The following is a 17,312-nucleotide window of genomic DNA, read 5'->3' as shown; positions in this document are numbered from 1 at the left end:
CTTTTTTGAACGCATGGAGAGATAGCGATGGAAATTAGCAAAGATCAAATTGTTGACCTGATGATGGGCTTCTTCAAAACCAAAACCCTGACCGCCGCCTTCGACCTGGGGCTGTTCGACGCCATGGCGGAGGGCCCCGCCTCTCTGGAGGACATTTGCGCACGGGCCAATGCGCCAGTCGCTTCAGGCAAGCGCATGCTGATCGCGCTGCAGGCCATGGGATTGCTGCAACGCGAGGGGGACGCCTATTCCCTGGCTCCGGGCGCCGCGCCCTATCTGGTCAGCCAGTCGCCGCAGTGGCTGGGCTGGCTGGGTCGCCATATCGATGCATTCCTGTATCCGCTGTGGTCCAACACCACCCAGGCAGTGCGTGACGACAAAGATCAACGGGAGGCGGTATTCGGCGACAAACGCAGCTGGTTCGACATTCTGTATCAGAACCCGTCCGACGTGACGGACTTTCAGGAGTTCCTGGGCATCTTCGCCAAGCCCTTTATTGACGGCATGGTGGAAGGCGTGGACTTTTCCGCTTATAGCCGCTTCATGGACATCGGCAGCGGCGTCGGCAGCTTGCCGGTCGCCGTGGCGGAAGCCTGCCCTCATCTGGAGATCGCCATTTGTGAATTACCCAAGGCGGCCTGCTACGTGCGCGACAAAATCATGTCCGGCGACTTCGCTGATCGCATCAAGGTAGTTGAAGGCGACGTCATCACCGGAACCATTCCGCAACAGGAGTACGACCTGATTCACCTGGGCTGGATGCTGCACGACTACGCCCCTGACACGCAGTTGCAGATTCTGCGCAACATCTACGACGCCCTGCCGACCGGCGGCGTCTTCATGGCCAGCGAAACGCCACTGGACGAGGACGAAAGCGGCCCGCTGTTCACCTCCCTGCTCTCCATCAACATGCTGGTGTCCACGGACGGCGGCGTGGAATCCACGGCGCAGCAGTACATGCAGCGCTTTGAAGAGGCCGGGTTCAGCAACGTGAGAGTGCTGCGCATCAACGGACCGCGCACGTTATTCGTCGGAGAAAAGGCCTGACCAACGGGCTTCGGCCCGTCTTCCAGTCCCCCCTCAAAAAGGAAGATGCACAATGCTAGAGAACACATTATTAACCTACATTTCCGAGAATTATCTGGGCTCGGACGATCAGGGGTTCAACGCGGACACCCCGATTCTGGAACTCAACATTATTGACTCCGGCTCCCTGTTCGATCTGGTGGATTTACTGCGGCGGGAAACCGGCGCATCAATCCCCCTTAATCAGGTTACCCCCGGCAACTTCGCCTCCGTGCGCAAGATGGTGGATCTGGTCACGCGCCTGCAACAACACTAGCCCCGAATATTCAAGGAATGAGGTAACACCATGACAGAACAAGTATTTGCCGATACGCAACAGGCGGAAGAGTCTCTGCGGGAACTGGTGCTAAGCGCCTTGCAACGCCACACGGAATACGCGCAGGAAGACTTTGACGACGACGCGGATTTCGAGGGCGACCTGGGCGTCGATTCCATCACCCTGGCTTCCGTGCAGGCGGAAATTTATCAAACCCTGGGGCTGCAGAATAAAGCCGTGCAAGCAGGCCTGGACAACGTCGGGCAACTGCTGCGCCATATCGGTCAACGCCTGCAGAAAGAAGGCCTCAGCGCCGCCACGGTTGCGCAGCAAACGGCGCCTGCCCGCCTCGCTGACGCACAGGACGACGCACTGAGCGCAAATGTGCTCGACGTGTATCAGGCTCACACTGGCTACCGTCGTAGCGAGCTGGATCTGCAAGCGGATCTGGAAGGCGATCTGGGCGTCGACTCGGTGACTCAGGCCGCCGTGCTGGCGGAGATCGCCAAGCTCATGCACATGGAGAAAGCCGGTTTTCCCGCCGGACTAAGCACCATCGCGCAAGTCATCGCCTACCTGCGCGAGATCGGCGCCGACGCCGCTCTGGCCCGTCCCGCCAAAGAAATTGGCGCCGCTCCGGCGCCACAACCGGCTTCCAAGCTATCTGCTTCCAAGCTATCTGCTTCAAAACTACCTGCTTTCAAACCATCTGCTTCCAAACAAATAGCGGAAGGCCGCGCCAGTGGTGATGGCATGTGGACGGATTTTATCGACCGTCTTAATCAGGACAACGTGAAGGAACCCAGCGACGCGGCGACAGAACTGGCGGACCAGTTCAAGCTGAGCTTCCTCGCCAGCGGTTTTGGACAGAAGGACATATCCGCCCTGCATGACCGTCTGCGCAGTGAGCACGGCATGCCCGCTCACCTGAGTCTGGCGGACTGCGATACCCCCGAGAAGCTGCTGCAATACATCCGCGCCAGCCGTCCGCATCAGGTTGAAGCTCTGGGAACGGAGCATCTGGAAGCGAGCTACGACGCCAACGCAGCGGCGGAAAACGACCCCCGCACCATGAAGGATTTCGTCAATCTGCCCGATCGGGATCTGTTTCATAAGACCCGGGAGTTCCGCAAATTTTATGTGGCGAAGCAACAGGCGCAGCTGTACTGGTACGGCATGCCTCTGGAGTCCCAATGCCGTAACCGCGCGGTGATCTACGACGAAGTCACCGGACGCCGCCGTGAGTTTCTGATGTTCGCCTCCAACAACTATCTTGGACTGGCCAATCATCCCGAAGTCATTGAAGCCATCGCCGAAGGCGCTCGTCGTTACGGCGCCACCAACACCGGCTGTCGTCTGATCGGCGGCAGCAATGTCTTGCACAAGGAACTGGAGCGTCGCCTGGCTAAATTGAAGGGACGTGAGGCCTGCATCGTTTATCCGTCCGGCTATTCCGCCAACCTGGGCTGTATTTCGGCGCTGGCGGGACGCAACGATCTGGTGTTCACCGACTCCATCAATCACATGAGCATTCAGGACGGCTGCAAACTCTCCGGGGCTTCCCGCAAGATCTATCAGCACAGCATGGAAAGCCTGGAAACCACGCTGAAAAAATACGCCGAGCACGACGGCGGCAAGCTGATCGTCACGGACGGCGTGTTCTCAATGCATGGCGACATCGTCGACCTACCGCGTCTGGTGGAGTTGGGGCAGCAATACGGCGCCCGCGTACTGGTGGATGACGCTCACTCCACCGGCGTTCTCGGCAAAACCGGCTCCGGCACCACCGAGCACTTCAACATGAAGGGCATGGCTGATCTGGAGCTGGGCACCATGAGCAAGGCGCTGGCTGGCGTCGGCGGTTTCGTATGCGCGGATGAGGACGTGGTGGAGTACCTGCGCTTCTATTCCAACTCTTACGTGTTCGCAGCCACGATTCCCGCCGCCGTGGCGGCAGGCGTGATCGCCTCTATCGACGTGATGGAGCGTGAGCCGCAACGTTTGAGCAAACTCTGGAGCAACATCCATCGTCTGCGCGGTCACCTGCTGGGCGCCGGGTTCGATCTGGAGCATTCCAACAGCGCCATTATTCCGGTGGTAGTGGGTGACGACCGCAAAACCCTGGAGCTGGGACGCGCCGTCCGCGCTCGCGGTATGTACTGCCAGACCGTGGTGTTCCCCGGCGTGGCGGTGGGCGACGCGCGCCTGCGCATCAGCGTCACCAGCGAACACACCGAAGAAGACCTGGATCTGGCGGCGCAGATCATCATCGACGCAGCGAAAGAAGTGAATATTCCCGTCACGCTGTGATCCGATCAACCCGGATGGCGCACCGCCAGCCATCCGGGTTGATGACGTCACTGCGCCAGCTTAATGCAGGATTGGAGGAGAGCAGGCATGAAAGTACAAGAAACGGAAAACGGATTTGTCCCTGTCATCGACTATTTACGACGCTCCGCCGCCAAATTTCCCCAGCGACCGGCGTTTGTCGGCCCGGAGGAAATGAGCTACGAGCAGTTCTACGCCAGGGTGCGTCGGTGGGCCGGCTATTTCCGCTATGCCGGTCTGCAGCCAGGGGATCGCGTGGCCATCTGGCTGCCCAAACAAATCGACTATGTCGTCGCCCTCTACGCCACCATGGAATGCGGCGGCGTGTATGTTCCCATGGATGGCATGCAGCCGGTGGACCGTGCGCAAAAAATTCTCGCAGGCGCGGAGCCCGCCATTCTAGTCACGGACAGCGCCCGTTTTGAACAACTGGGCGCTATGACTTACACGTCATTACGGCTGGCGCTGGTCACCGACTTCCACAAAGTTCCCGATGCGGCGGCGCCCGGCCGTTTCGCGGTCGCGTCACGGGCGTCGGCGGACGCCTTCGAACCTCAGCCGGAGCAAACGCCGCATCATCTCGGCCCACAGGATCTGGCGGCGATTCTATTCACCTCCGGCTCCACCGGCATGCCCAAGGGCGTACAGATCAGCTATGGCAATCTGCACGCCTTTATTGGCTGGGCGCTGCAAGAACTTTCCCTGAGTGAACGGGACGTCTTTTCCAACCACGCCGGCTTCCATTTCGATCTCAGCACCTTCGATCTGTTCGCCGCAGCAGCGGCGGGCGCGGCGGTCTGGGTTATCGGCGAAGAACAACAACGGGATGTCGCCGCGCTGGCGGAAGGCGTTCGGCGCTATGGGATCAGCGTGTGGTACAGCGTTCCCTCCATCCTGTCACTGATGGTGAACGCAGGCGCTTTGGATACTGACGTCACCGCCTCGCTACGCTATCTGATTTTCGCCGGCGAAGTCTTTCCGATTCGCCCTTTACGGGAGCTAAGCCAGCGTCTGCCCAGTGATTGCGCGCTCTATAACTTCTATGGCCCAACCGAAACCAATGTCTGTCTTTACTATCGAGTGACGAAGGAAGACCTGCAACGGGATATGCCGGTGTATATCGGCGTTCCGCTGCCCGGACAAACCGCCCTTGTACTGGACGAGCAAGGCCAGCCTGTCAGCGCTCCCGGCGCAATCGGCGAACTGATCATCGAGGGTTCCTGCGTCACGCCGGGTTACCGCAATCGCATCGATCCCGCCAACTCCGACAACCATCTACAGGGACGCCATGCGACCGGCGATCTGGTGGGTTACGAAAATGGTTACTTGTACTACCACGGACGTAAGGACCGCATGCTGAAAATCAATGGCTACCGGGTGGAGCTGGGAGAGATCGAGGCGGCATTGTCGACCATGCCGGGCATCCGGGAAATCGCCGTGGTGGCGGAAATCACCGAGCAGGCGCAAAACCTCATCGCTTATTTCAGTGCGGTTGACCCGGCCTCTGCGCCCAGTGTCCTCGCCATCAAGCAATACTGTCAGACGCGGTTGCCCCGTTACATGATACCCAAGCTGGTGCGCAGGCTGGACGAACTGCCGAAAAGCCGCAACGGCAAAATTGATTATCTGGCGTTAAAAGCGTTGGCGCTCAAGCCGACCGTTGCGTCAAAGACTCACACGGACCCGGTTGCCTGATATGACTGACGCCAGCTTATTTTCCACCGCCTCACCCGGCTCTCATGACCAGACGTTGCGCGAGCCTGTGGCTATCGTCGGCATCGCCTGCATTACCCCCTCCGCCCAGGATAAGGAATCGTTCTGGAGACTGCTTGAGCAGGGCGAACACGCGCCCCTGCGGGCCATGCCTGCGCACCGGATACCGCAAACCAGCGCAGCGGCCAGGGCGCATCTGGACGCTTGGCGCGGTTCATTCTTTGCAGAGGCGGAGAGCGACTTCAAACGCTTCCGCATCCCTCCCGCCTACCGCAAATCCGTTTCCCAGATGATGCTGTTGCAGCTGCGCGCAGCGGAGCAATGTCTGCGTGACGCAGGCTATCCCGACAAGCTGCCGTCACTGGACGACACGGATGTGTACAGCGGCTCCTGCTTTTGCTTCGACAGCGCGCTTAATAACGCCTTGAAAGTGGAAGGCGTGCGGCTCGCTTATGAGGCCGCAGAGCAACGCTCAGGAGATTGCGAAGCTGACCTGGACGCTATCCGCGAACGTCTGCGTGAGCACTTCGGCTTGTCCTCTCATGATCGCGTCGGCGAAATGGCGAGCAGCATCCCCGCCCGCATCGCCTCGCATTTCGGTTTTCGCGGGCGCGCCCAGGCGCTTGAGTCCGCCGACGCCACCAGTTATGTGGTGTTGGAGGCCGCCCTGCTGGCGCTGTCAGGAGGCCAGACCAAAGCGGCGCTGGTCATCGCCGGACAGCGCTATGACAGTCTGCTGCCCGCCCTCGCTCTGGAGAAAAAAGGCTTTGCGTCCGGCGCGCCTTTCACCGCCAATTCTCCCGGTGCGCCGTTAGCGGAAGGGGCCACGGCGTTGTTATTGAAGAAGCTCAGCGATGCGCGCCGGGATGGCGATCGTATCTACAGCGTCATTCGCGGCGCCGCCAGCGCTCGCCGCGATTCCCCCTCAGGCTACCGCTACGGCGGCGATGCCGCATTGAAGTATCAGGCTGCTGCGGAAGCCTGCCGTCAGGCCAATATCGATCCCGCCAGACAAGGCTACATTGAGTGCGCCTTGCCGGGTCATGTGGAGGAAAGCAAAGCCCTGTTGACCGCGCTGGCGGATTTGCGCCATGACGATAAGGTCTCTCTGCGTCTGCGCTCCTGCGTCGCCAACCTGGGGTACGCTTTCGCCAACGCCGGACTTAACGCCATCGCCGCCGCCAGTCTGGCTCTGCGCCACAGTCGCCTGCCCGCCATGCCGCAAGTGGACGGCCAGGCGTTATTGCTACGCCAGAACATCGACTACGGCGCCGGACGCAGCGAGCCCTGGCCGCAAACGGACGAGCGTATCGCCGGCGTGTGCGGCGGCGGACTGAGCGGCGTCAGCTGGCATTTGGTGCTGTCCAGTCCGGATGCTGTCCCGGCGGACATTGAAACAACTCCGGCGTCCCAGGAACCCATCGCCATTGTAGGTGTCGGAGGTTCTTTCGGTCCCTGGCGAGACGTCGCAGCAATACGCGCAGGCCTGTGGGATAGCGCTGATGCCGTTCAGCTATTGCCGGAATCAGTACTGCCCCGTCGCGCCGTCTTCAGCGCGGACGCATCGCGACCGTTGAGCTGTTACGCGCAATATGGCGCGGCGCTGGAGCAAAGCGAGTTTGACTTATCCCCTTACAAAATTTTTCCGCGCCGCGCCGCCGGTATGGACAAAGCACAAAAGCTGGGACTACAAAGCGCAGCAGAGGCATTGGCTGACTACGGCCTGTCACGCAAACGTCAGCGCCAGGAGGCAGCGGCGGTGTTTATCGCCAGCAACCTGAATCTGGGACGGGAACGCGCACTCTCAGCGGCGCTGCATTATGCCCAGTTGCAGACGCTGTTCGCCGGCTCGCCGCTGGCGGCGTACTTTCAGGACGCCTCAGAAAAACAGCGGCTCTCCCCTGAAGAGGTCGATCACTTCACGCTCGACAGCTTTTCCGCCAGCGGCATCGCAGCGCTGATCTCCAATTGCTTTCAGCTCAACGCCGCCCCCGCCGCCGTTGAAGCGGCCTGCGCCTCTTCCCTGGCGGCGCTGCATAACGCCGTGCTGGCGCTGCGCAGTCATCGCTACGACCTGGTGCTGGCGGGAGGCGTGGAGTTACCGGTGAACATTCGCGATCTGACGCTGTGCTCCGCGCAAATGATGCTGTCGCAACACAAAATCGCGCCTTTCGCGATAGACGCCGACGGATTTTCACCCGGAGACGGCGCCGGCATGTTCGTCCTCAAGCGTCTGAGTGACGCATTGCGGGATGGCGATAGTATTTACGCGGCCATCACCGGCGTCGGCGCCTCCTGCGACGCCCGCTCCATGACAGCGCCGGACCCGCAGGGACAGGCGCTGGCCATGCGTAAAGCCTTCGTTCAGGCCGGTTATTCTCCCGCTCGCGTGGAATATGTGGAAACCCATGGCACAGGCACGCGGCTGGGAGATATTGCGGAGCTGACCGCACTGAACGAGGTGTACCGGACACAAGAACGACGCGGTTCGCTTAAGGTCGGTTCGATCAAATCCAATATCGGACATACCTTCGCTGCAGCTGGGTCAGCCGGCCTATTGAAAACCCTGCTGGCGATCCGTTACGGTGATATCCCCGCCACGCTGTTAAGACGGGAGATGAATCCGGAGCTGCCCCTGGCGGAGATTCCCACGGAGCCTGTCACCGCCCTGCAACCCTGGCCATTGGGCGAAGACGCCCGATACGCCGCCGTTAGTTCATTCGGCACCGGCGGCGTTAACTATCATCTGCTCTTAAAGTCCGTAACCGATACCCATGCGGCGTCGGACGACTCTCAATACACTGCAAATTAAGGAAAGGGAACGAAATGGAAACCATCATTCACAAAATCCGCCTGTTCGATATTGCACAAGCCGACGCCTTCGAGTCCTGGGTGCAAAACGTCGACTACGCCACCTGCCCCGACCTGCCCAGCGTCGTGCGCTTTGACGTGCATCGCGCTTCTCAGGACCCCGCCGCGCCTTATCACTATCTGGAGGTGATAAAGATAACCGACCGCGCCGCCTTTGATGCCGATATGGAAACATCAACCTTCGCCGGACTGGTGCAGGCCTTCTCACGCATGGCGGAAGTGGTGGAGGAGCTGGCGGGCGAGCAATTGGGCTCGGGCTATGCCGCAGGCTGAGCCTGCCGCGTCCCACCCCCGGCTGCATTCAGGGAAATTACCGACTTCAGACTGGAATCGTTCGCTGATGGTCGGCCCCTGGCGTCTGCATGCTGTGTCGGTGAAGAACTGGCGCAACCACTTTGAGACCGAAGCGGATCTGCGGCGGGCTTTTGACCTGCGTGAACGACGCCATCTGCGCCAGATTCGTTTCGCCAAGCGTAAGCTGGAATGGGGTGCGGGAAGACTGGCCGGAAAACAGGCGCTCCAGCGTTTGCAGGCAGAGTTGGGGCAACCGCAGCGCGCCTTACGGGACATCATTATCAGCAATTGCAAAACTGATCCCCATCAAGGCCGCCCGGAAGCCAACATGGAAGGCTACATCAGCATCAGTCACGCTGGCGACTGGGCGGTGGCGACAGCGGGGCGCTGCCCGGTCGGCGTCGATATCGAGCCCGTTCGCACCTTCTGCGGCTCGGTCTGGGAAATGGCGTTCACCCCGGAGGAGCAGCGCTGGTTGTTACGCCGAGGGCGCAACGAACGCGACGCTTCCGCCACCATGACGTGGGCGTTCAAAGAGGCGCTGCTGAAATGCTACGGACGCAGTATTTTTGGCTGGTTCGCTGATGTAGAACTGCATTCGCCGGGAGACACAGGCGCATTGTCCTGGACGCTATCACGACGGCTCAGCCGGGAACTCGGCGCTGTCGCCAATACGCCTCTGGTGGCGATAGCGGACCGATTTCAGGGATGCGCCCTGGTGGTTGTCGGCAGTCCTCCGGAAGTCTGCGACCTGCTTAGGGGTTCTTAATTCGCAAGGAATTTATTAAAAGATTGGAGCTTTATTTATGCCGTCGGATTTCACCCATGAACTTCAGGAAACTGTGGATTTGGCGCGCTGGGCGCCCTCATCCCACAACTCGCAACCCTGGACGTTGATCCATATTCAGGAGCGCGAGCGGGCTAACGCACTCCTCGGGGACCCCCTTCAGGAAGGAGAACAATGCGTCGTCCTGGCGTTGAACAGCGCTCGTAAACTCAAAGCCCTGGAAAGTCTGGAAATCGAAATGCTGATGAGCTGCGGATTATTTCTGGGCTTGTTTTGCATGACGCTGGGCGTCAAAGGCCATGACTGGCGTCTGCGCTGGCTCTGCGAGGACGAAAAAGACGCCGCCCTCACAGCACTGGAGCAGGAACACGGCTGCCTTGCGCTGACGGCGGTGCGTATAACGCCCGACTGCATTAAGCCCGTCATTGATGCTGAAGCGTGGCGGCGACTGGTTCTGCAGCGACGCACCCACCGCGGACCTTTTAACCCATTGCGCATTAGCGACGACGGGTTGCAGAAATTGCTGGCGCGGCGCTGGCCGTTGTCCTTGACTGGCGAGCATTTGCTGATGCGGGTTGAACGCGATCCCGCTACGATCCGTCGCGCGGCGCAACTGGTGAAACAATACGCGGTGCTGGACTTCGCCAACTATAAAGCCTGGCGCGAGACCTATCGCTACATCCATTTTTCCCTGGAAGAAGATGCGGAAGACGGATTCTATCTGCAAAGCCTGCTCGGCCCGCAAAGCAAATGGAGCAGTCTTTTCTACCGCTGCCTCCTGGCGCCGCCGGTCATGCAGGCGCTAAGGCCTTTCGGCGCGCCGCAACGTATGGCCGATCAGCTTGGCGCGCTGGTGGAGGACTCATCGCAGTTGCTGTTCTGTCACCTTGGAAACGAGCATATGACGCCCAAAGCGCTGACTCAGGCTGGCGCGCGTTTGATGGAGGTCTGGCTTAACGCTCAGGAGCAGAAGCTGGCGATACACCCGGCCAGCGTCATGCTGCAGCATGATCAGGCGCGCATTGAGATCGAGCGTCTGCGGGACGAAAACGGGCGCATGATTTTCTTCGCCAGGCTGGGCGCCATCAAAGAAGTTTTCGATAAAAGTCCCAGAAGAAAAACCAACGGCATCATCGCCGCCGGATGACGCACGGAGCCGAAAAGAACAACTCACTCAACGGAACCGTCAATACCACCTAACCCGTCGCCAGACGGCCTACTCAAGTTCGATAGAAAAAGGAAAAGGAAATATGGAGCAACAATGGATAATCATGATCATTGTGATCGAGGCCATGGCCGTCGCTGGCGTCATCGCCGCCTTGATCACCAAGGATACCAAAGCGCCGTTTATCTTTGGGTTTAACACCCTGCTGCCGGTCACGCTGGTGTATTGCTGGTACGGGGAGGCAGATCTGGTGCGCAAAGCCCTGCTGCTCGGCATGGTGATTATTTACCAATTGCGTATGAACGTCGTGCTCACGCTCTGGTACAACAACACCGCCGCCGCCAAGCTCAAGGAAGTCATGCCGCTGTCGGCCATCTACTTTTTACCCATCATCCTCGCCAACGTATTTGGCTGGCTCTACTGCCTGCCGTTCCAATGGGCGGCGGACCGTGTCGGCCCACTGAACTGGATCGATTACAGCGCCGTCACCGTCTATCTGGTCGGCACCATTTTCCATTTCGGCAGCGATTATCAGAAGCACTTATTCAAGCAGCAACCCAATTCACGCGGCCAGATCCTGGACACCGGCTTCTGGCGCTATTCCCGCCATCCCAACTACTTCGGAGACTTCCTGATTTACGTCGCCTTCGGCCTCACCGCCGGCAATCCCTGGGGCGTCATTGCGCCATTGGCCAATATTGCTCAGTACATGACGGACGCTATTCCCAAAAGCGAAAAAATGGCGGAAGAGCGCTACGGCGAAGCCTGGCGGAACTATAAGAAAAAAGCCAAGTGCCTGATTCCGTTTGTGATCTAAACCAAACTTGGCTTTCCTGAAGCCAAATTGCTGGAACGTACATAACGGCCGTCCGCCACGAAAGACAGGGCCAGGCACACCGCAGGCCCTGTTACTTTCAGTCATCTAATCCCTCATATTGCTAATACGCGCTTTAATCCATTGATATGCCTTTGGTATTCCAACCCAAAGGAAAGCCGAGACAAAGATGACGAACGTAAGGATAATCGCCATCACATTCATCGCCGTGTAACGATCGCCGTATACGCTCAACGTGTATTCATAAAGCGACCACATCAAAAAACCCAATACACACAGCCCTAAAATCAGCAAAAATCTCATAAGCTCAATCTAAATTAGTCAATAAACTGCAAATACATGGATGGATAGATGGGCGCTTACACGCAAGCCGCGCCCAAGCTGTGGAGATAAGAGCGAAGCAGACTCTTCCCTTCCTCAACGTTCTTGAAGCGAGAGCGACTGTATTCACAGCAAACAACAGTGTTTGTCGGCGCATGGGTTAAACAAACGTTACTGCTGGTTTGACGAACCAGCGGAGAATCGGGAGTATCTTTGGCGTAAAACTGTATGGATAGATCCTGTTCCGCCATTGCTGGTTTGGCTTGCTCATCCCATTGTGGATAGAGCCTCGCCAAGCGACCTCCCTGCGTAAGTATCGACGAGGCCTCTTGCATCATTTCGTATGCGTGTGGCCCATGGAACTTTACGATGAAGAAATCCGGTCCGCCACAACGCTTGGCGGAAGCACTCGGCTCATAGAGAAGTTCAGGCGCAAGCGCGTTTTGTTCTCCAAACAACAGACAGGCCCTCAGCAGGTCGGGAAACCTATCTGTATCGGATTGAGGGGAGATATTGAGATATGCGTTCATCAGCGCCGGCCTTAACTCGATAAAGCCGGTCAGTGTAGCTTACTGGCCGCAGTTTAGAAAAAGACCCCAAATCCCTTTGGGTCAAGCGCTATTCCGTGCGCGCAAGGACATCAACTCAGTGGGGTGAGAAATCCCTATCTCTTACGCCTTCCATTACCACATAGACAGCACAGCGGCAGTGGCTTCCCTGCGGTGAAACGATCACACCTTCGACCAGCGCCGCTTTACAAGAGACATATTACGTAGCGCAGCGACAGAGGCTGTCGCCGTATGCATTTATTTGAAAAATTTTGCGTAATCCGACCACCTGGTTTGACCGTCATTGATAACTGGCGTTACCATGCCGCCTCTCTTCATGGAGCCGGACGGGACTCGAAATCCGTTTAACCTTCATAGGAGAAAAAACATGAAAAAGATCAAGACGTTATTCGCCATCGATCGCCGTAGTCATCTGGCGACGGAGCAAGTGGTTCCAGAGTCCGCCTGGGTGTTGCAAGGCACAGGGCTCGCCACCGAGAAATTCGACGGCAGCGCCTGTCTGTTCAGAGAAGGCCGTTTGTGGAAACGCTACGATCGCAAACTGCGTAAGCCGTTCGCCGCCAAACTCCGCGCCGGACGTCTCGCAACGCTGGACCACGCCATGTTCAAATCGGCGCCGGACGGGTTTGCGCCTTGCGAAGCGGAGCCTGACGCCATCACCGGACATTGGCCCGGCTGGCTGCCGGTTTCCGAGGCCAGCCCGGAAGATCGCTGGCATTGCGAAGCCCTTGAGCAGACCGCTGGCGCACTGATCGAAGGCCAGACCTACGAACTGGTCGGCCCTAAAGTTCAGGGTAACCGCTACCAGCTGCAGCGCCACGCGTTGTGGGCGCATGGCGGCAAGATCCTGACGCCGCCGGAGCGCTTGGACTTCCACTCTCTACGAGACTGGATGGCGGCGCAAAACATGGAAGGCGTTGTTTGGCATGCGCCGGATGGACGCATGGCCAAACTGAGACGAAAAGACTTCGGTTTTTCATGGTGAATACAGGCCTGGGATTTTCCCCAGGCTTTTATTTTCTCCCTCCCATCTCTCCCTTTCTTCACTCTAACCGCTAGCCTACGACTACTAACTCGCGGTTTTAGAAACGCTTTTTTACCAACGCAAAAGCAATATTTTTTACCGGGTAATATTGACTTCATTTTTTACCCGGGTATTATTGGCGGCATATTTCCAGGGTAGTCGTGGTTACCGGCTATCCGAGCGAGCACAGGAGTGAAACAGATGAGCGCAAAAGAAACTCAAAGTTATACCGGCTTTCACGGCCACCAGCTTTTCGCCGCTGGCGACTTACCGGAAGTGGCGTTGAAGGCCAAATCCTTACTGGAACAAGACGCCAATGCCCCCGTCGCCATTTACGACAACGCCACCGGACGGATTGTAGAGGTCGATTATCGCGGCGCGGCTGAAGACGTCCTCGCCAGGATCGCAGCAAGCAGCGAAGACGGCGCCCCCAAACCTAAAGCAGGACCTGGACGTCCCAAACTGGGAGTGGTGTCGCGAGAAGTCACGCTGCTGCCCCGTCACTGGGACTGGTTAAGAGCGCAACCCGGCGGCGCGTCTGTGGCGCTGCGCAAGCTGGTCGAAGCGGCCAGACGCGACAATGTGGACAAAGACCGGTCACGCCTGGCGCTGGAAGCCGTGTATCGCTTCATGTCCACCGTCGCCGGCGACTTCCCCGGCTTTGAAGAGGCCTGTCGCGCCTTCTTCGCCAAAGACTATGAAACCTTTGATGACATGATTTCGCTATGGCCTGACGACATTCAGGACTATATCCGGCATCAGACTGAGAAAGCGTTGGAGATGGAAAAGCTGGCGGAGGCCCAGGACTGAGCCCCGCTATTAAGCTCGGCGATACGCGCCCTTTTATAGCGCGTGTCGCCGTTTTCGCGCGGAAAGACTAAAACTGATAGGTCACCGCCACAGACAGGAATCCCTGCGCGCCGCCCAGATCATCTTCTATATCGCGACGCTCGCGCTCCAGATTATCCGCAGACAGAACGCCTCCAGGATCTCTGGCGCTCAGCTTCACATCAGGATCGCTTAACGGCGTCATCACCCCAAACTCGGCCTGGAAAGAGAAGCCGGATTCGCTGCGAATGCGATTCCCCCACCCCAGACTCAGATAAGGCGCCCAGGAAGACTGATCGATTTCCGCATTCAAACGCACATTATCGCTGCTGCTGACATGCGCGCCGCCAACGTCGAAAGATTGATCCGCCTTGGTGGTCCCTTTGATATCGTGATCAAAATAGACCAGACCGCCAGAGAAAAAGATGTTATCCACATACTTACCGGAGAATGGATACCAGTCCACGCCGCCGGTCAGCGTCCCAGTGCGGAGATCCGCTTTGTATTTGGTCCCGCTCAGCTCAAGATCATCGACGTCGTCCACATCCAGCCCGCCGAAGGTAAAACGCAGCTGCAGTTGATCTTCATCCACCAGACTCCAGTCCGTCCGTTTGGCGGCGGTGACGCCAACGCCCTGCGTCCCCAGCATGCCGCCGACAGAGTAATCCGCCGCCTGCGCCGAAGTCGTGTAAGCCGCAGCCAAAATAAGTGTCGCCCCCAGGCGAACGATAGAATTGCCAGCCATTGCCCGGCCTCCCTCTTTTTCAAATATTTAAATCTAACTACACAAAAGGAGATGTGATCTTAAGAGGCCAAACGAAAAAGGTATGTGGCTGATTTGGGACAGAATGTGACGATGCCAAAAGCGACAAGAATGCCCCGATTAGGCATAGACAAAGCAAGCAAAAACTCCCGTAGAAATGATTATTTATCGCAATCAGTTATAAACAACCAAATTACAAATAAACTGCTATAGTTAAATGATTTCTTAGTAAGAATATCGGAACGAACAACATACTTTAAATTTCAAATAAGATATTCACACAAACACCAAACAACAGCCATTTATGTAACTTTCCATTTCACTCTATGAGGTTTATGTAATGAGCACAAAAAGAAGTGAATCAAATAAAAATCAATACTTCATTCAATCTGAAGTTGTAGAACAATCACAAAGACTATTTTCAATGGGTGGAAAGTTTCAAAAGGCAGCAAATGAAATAAGCAATATAATTTTTAAAATTTCCTCAGGAGACGCCAACCCACTACAAGGTATAAAACTAACAAATCATGGTGAGTCGAGAATAAAACATTGTATTAAATATCAACTAGCTGGAGCATGCCGCCTCGTTACGATACAGAATTCCAATAAAATCTTCCTCGTATTTTTTGGCAAGCATGAAGAAACAGACTCCTGGTTAGATAGGAATAGAGGAGTAAAGTTTGTTGCGGATGATGAAAGAAACGTAACGCTAATACGAGCAATTTCAGAAACTAGAGAAGATGGCGATAGTATTTATATTCCCCCAAAAAACTCGCAAGGATATTTGCATGAAAAACTAAAAGAGTATGAATATGACTTTTTGGTTGATGGAATACCTAGAAGCCAAATGGTTGAGTTAGAGAAGTTGACATCTTTTTCAACTGATGATGAAATCCAGCATGTTATCGAAAAAATAGATATTATCAGCAAACAATGCCTAATATTTGATGTAATACTTTCCTTAAGGGCGGGAGAAGTAGAAGCTGCTCGCTCCCGAATAGCTTTTGAAAAAGGAGACCTTACAGAAGTATGTGAAGCCCCCATCAAAGAGAGCGAAACAATTCAAGAGATCCCTCGAGATGACCTAGCTTACGCAGAATTATTTTCTCACTTTATTAAAACTGCAGATTATAGGAAGTGGATGCTATTCATGCACCCAGACCAAAGGAAAGCAGTAGAGGAAGATTTCCCTTCATCAGCAAAGTTATTAGGAATTTCTGGATCAGGAAAGACTTGTATCGTAGTTAAGAGAGCTATTCGTCTCGCCGAGAGATACACCGGAAAAAAGATATTAATTGTTACTTTAAATCGCTCTTTAGCAAAGCTAATCTCTGAGCTTGTAGACACTGTCATTTCTAAAGACATAAGAAATAGAATTCATGTTCTACCTTTTTTCAAGCTTTGCCAGCAATACCTTATGATTTTTGAGCCAGGTAATGACAAACTTTATGACGACAAGACCTGGAAAAGCGAGGAGCATATTGATGAAATTTGGACGGAGTTTTATCGATGTGAACTAAACAACAGAGATGCTCATATACTTCAGCCAGTTCATGATTACCTATTAACATGCAAAGTTAACCCTGAAACCTATATCAGAGCAGAGTTCGATTGGATTCGGAGTGCCTTTGGTCGATGCAATAGAAATGAGTACTTTGATGCTGACCGAAAAGGAAGGTCTATACCTATGAAGAGTAGCTATCGCCAGGTGCTACTCGAAGGGCTTAGTGCTTGGGAAAAGAAAATGAAAGATATTGGAGTTACAGACTATTTGGGCGTAGCAACTGCCCTATATTGCTATATCCCTAACCTAACCCCTGACTACAGATGTACATTGATAGATGAGTATCAAGACTTTGGTACGACTGAGATGGCGATTCTTCGAAAGATTACAGATGTAGGAGATAATGACTTATTTATCTGTGGAGATGCAGCTCAAAGGGTATCTACAAAGTTTCAGTCCTTATTAAAAGCAAATATTAACATACCTTTAAATTCATCTAAAAAGATATTCAAGAACTATAGGAATAGCAAGGAAATATTATCTGTATCTCATAAGATTCTTACTAACGGTTTAACTGCGGATTTTTTCGACAGTGAAGACCTTGAATTCCTAGACCCAGAGTACTCCACATTCTCTGGTTCATCACCTTTGCTACTTGAAGCTGACTCATTAGAAGAAGAGATATCTTATGCACTGGAGTTTCTTAGGTCAGAATTAGAGAAAGAGCAAAAAGGATGTATAGCCATATGTGGTTACAGCCTTTATGAAGTCCAAAAATACGGAGTGCATTTAAATATTCCTGTATTAGAGGGAGATAGAAGCCAGGCAAATCGCACTATGTGGTTGAATAGTAGACAGTAAATCCATAGAGTACGCCCATTTTTCTCCCCTAATAAGGACTGTTATGGGTTCTTCTTTAATTGACGGCGTTAAACACCATTTCTCCAGCCTTTCTGATCCTCGTCGAG

14 protein-coding genes are annotated in these 17,312 nt (G+C 55.3%); 12 read left to right on the top strand and 2 right to left on the bottom strand.

What is annotated here, in order from left to right; all coding sequences use genetic code 11:
• Window positions 1-27 precede the first annotated feature (27 nt).
• The 9 genes from KP814_RS21125 (at window position 28) to KP814_RS21085 (ending at window position 11,317) form a co-directional block, all read left to right on the top strand.
• On the top strand, window positions 28-1,047 hold the full coding sequence (locus tag KP814_RS21125; protein WP_216738633.1) for a methyltransferase: 1,020 nt from the start codon (window positions 28-30) through the stop codon (window positions 1,045-1,047).
• A gap of 52 nt (window positions 1,048-1,099) precedes the next feature.
• On the top strand, window positions 1,100-1,342 hold the full coding sequence (locus KP814_RS21120; protein ID WP_216738632.1) for an acyl carrier protein: 243 nt from the start codon (window positions 1,100-1,102) through the stop codon (window positions 1,340-1,342).
• A gap of 30 nt (window positions 1,343-1,372) precedes the next feature.
• Complete coding sequence (locus KP814_RS21115) at window positions 1,373-3,652, top strand: aminotransferase class I/II-fold pyridoxal phosphate-dependent enzyme (RefSeq protein ID WP_216738631.1); 2,280 nt, start codon at window positions 1,373-1,375, stop codon at window positions 3,650-3,652.
• Between the two features lie 87 nt (window positions 3,653-3,739).
• Window positions 3,740-5,365, top strand: coding sequence for an amino acid adenylation domain-containing protein (locus KP814_RS21110; RefSeq protein WP_216738630.1), 1,626 nt, complete (start codon window positions 3,740-3,742; stop codon window positions 5,363-5,365).
• 1 nt (window position 5,366) lies between these two features.
• Window positions 5,367-8,195: a polyketide synthase gene (locus tag KP814_RS21105; protein ID WP_216738629.1), complete on the top strand. Its 2,829-nt coding sequence runs from the start codon at window positions 5,367-5,369 to the stop codon at window positions 8,193-8,195.
• A 14-nt stretch (window positions 8,196-8,209) separates the two neighbouring features.
• A complete protein-coding gene (locus KP814_RS21100) occupies window positions 8,210-8,527 on the top strand; it encodes a RedY protein (protein ID WP_216738628.1) in 318 nt (105 codons plus the stop codon).
• Entirely contained in the window at window positions 8,514-9,317 is an 804-nt protein-coding gene (locus tag KP814_RS21095; protein ID WP_216738627.1) for a 4'-phosphopantetheinyl transferase superfamily protein, read from the top strand. The genes KP814_RS21100 and KP814_RS21095 overlap by 14 nt, the downstream gene beginning before the upstream one ends.
• A gap of 37 nt (window positions 9,318-9,354) precedes the next feature.
• Window positions 9,355-10,482, top strand: a complete 1,128-nt coding sequence (locus tag KP814_RS21090; RefSeq protein ID WP_216738626.1) for a nitroreductase family protein — start codon at window positions 9,355-9,357, stop codon at window positions 10,480-10,482.
• Between the two features lie 103 nt (window positions 10,483-10,585).
• A complete protein-coding gene (locus tag KP814_RS21085; protein ID WP_216738625.1) occupies window positions 10,586-11,317 on the top strand; it encodes a DUF1295 domain-containing protein in 732 nt (243 codons plus the stop codon).
• Between the two features lie 377 nt (window positions 11,318-11,694).
• Here KP814_RS21085 and KP814_RS21080 read toward each other — a convergent pair whose 3' ends face one another.
• Entirely contained in the window at window positions 11,695-12,186 is a 492-nt protein-coding gene (locus tag KP814_RS21080; protein ID WP_216738624.1) for a hypothetical protein, read from the bottom strand.
• A 406-nt stretch (window positions 12,187-12,592) separates the two neighbouring features.
• On the opposite strand from KP814_RS21080, the gene KP814_RS21075 reads away from it, so the two are divergent.
• Window positions 12,593-13,210 carry a DUF5565 family protein gene (locus KP814_RS21075; protein WP_216738623.1) on the top strand — a complete coding sequence of 206 codons (618 nt, stop codon included), beginning with the start codon at window positions 12,593-12,595 and terminating at the stop codon, window positions 13,208-13,210.
• A gap of 240 nt (window positions 13,211-13,450) precedes the next feature.
• Window positions 13,451-14,059, top strand: coding sequence for a DUF2239 family protein (locus KP814_RS21070; protein WP_216738622.1), 609 nt, complete (start codon window positions 13,451-13,453; stop codon window positions 14,057-14,059).
• Window positions 14,060-14,126: 67 nt separating this feature from the next.
• Here KP814_RS21070 and KP814_RS21065 read toward each other — a convergent pair whose 3' ends face one another.
• Entirely contained in the window at window positions 14,127-14,822 is a 696-nt protein-coding gene (locus KP814_RS21065) for a hypothetical protein (protein WP_216738621.1), read from the bottom strand.
• A 358-nt stretch (window positions 14,823-15,180) separates the two neighbouring features.
• Between KP814_RS21065 and KP814_RS21060 the strand changes: the two genes are divergently transcribed.
• Window positions 15,181-17,205 carry a UvrD-helicase domain-containing protein gene (locus tag KP814_RS21060; protein ID WP_216738620.1) on the top strand — a complete coding sequence of 675 codons (2,025 nt, stop codon included), beginning with the start codon at window positions 15,181-15,183 and terminating at the stop codon, window positions 17,203-17,205.
• Window positions 17,206-17,312: the final 107 nt, after the last annotated feature.

Source organism: Hahella sp. HN01, from assembly GCF_018986435.1.
Classification (GTDB): Bacteria; Pseudomonadota; Gammaproteobacteria; order Pseudomonadales; family Oleiphilaceae; genus Hahella.
This window is presented reverse-complemented; position numbering and strand designations above follow the sequence as displayed.

Coding starts and splice junctions, on each gene's coding strand:
- KP814_RS21125 (WP_216738633.1), top strand. CDS start 28: ATGGAAATTAGCAAAGATCAAATTGTTGACCTGATGATGGGCTTCTTC.
- KP814_RS21060 (WP_216738620.1), top strand. CDS start 15,181: ATGAGCACAAAAAGAAGTGAATCAAATAAAAATCAATACTTCATTCAA.
- KP814_RS21080 (WP_216738624.1), bottom strand. CDS start 12,186: ATGAACGCATATCTCAATATCTCCCCTCAATCCGATACAGATAGGTTT.
- KP814_RS21065 (WP_216738621.1), bottom strand. CDS start 14,822: ATGGCTGGCAATTCTATCGTTCGCCTGGGGGCGACACTTATTTTGGCT.
- KP814_RS21100 (WP_216738628.1), top strand. CDS start 8,210: ATGGAAACCATCATTCACAAAATCCGCCTGTTCGATATTGCACAAGCC.
- KP814_RS21115 (WP_216738631.1), top strand. CDS start 1,373: ATGACAGAACAAGTATTTGCCGATACGCAACAGGCGGAAGAGTCTCTG.
- KP814_RS21110 (WP_216738630.1), top strand. CDS start 3,740: ATGAAAGTACAAGAAACGGAAAACGGATTTGTCCCTGTCATCGACTAT.
- KP814_RS21090 (WP_216738626.1), top strand. CDS start 9,355: ATGCCGTCGGATTTCACCCATGAACTTCAGGAAACTGTGGATTTGGCG.
- KP814_RS21105 (WP_216738629.1), top strand. CDS start 5,367: ATGACTGACGCCAGCTTATTTTCCACCGCCTCACCCGGCTCTCATGAC.
- KP814_RS21120 (WP_216738632.1), top strand. CDS start 1,100: ATGCTAGAGAACACATTATTAACCTACATTTCCGAGAATTATCTGGGC.
- KP814_RS21095 (WP_216738627.1), top strand. CDS start 8,514: ATGCCGCAGGCTGAGCCTGCCGCGTCCCACCCCCGGCTGCATTCAGGG.
- KP814_RS21085 (WP_216738625.1), top strand. CDS start 10,586: ATGGAGCAACAATGGATAATCATGATCATTGTGATCGAGGCCATGGCC.
- KP814_RS21075 (WP_216738623.1), top strand. CDS start 12,593: ATGAAAAAGATCAAGACGTTATTCGCCATCGATCGCCGTAGTCATCTG.
- KP814_RS21070 (WP_216738622.1), top strand. CDS start 13,451: ATGAGCGCAAAAGAAACTCAAAGTTATACCGGCTTTCACGGCCACCAG.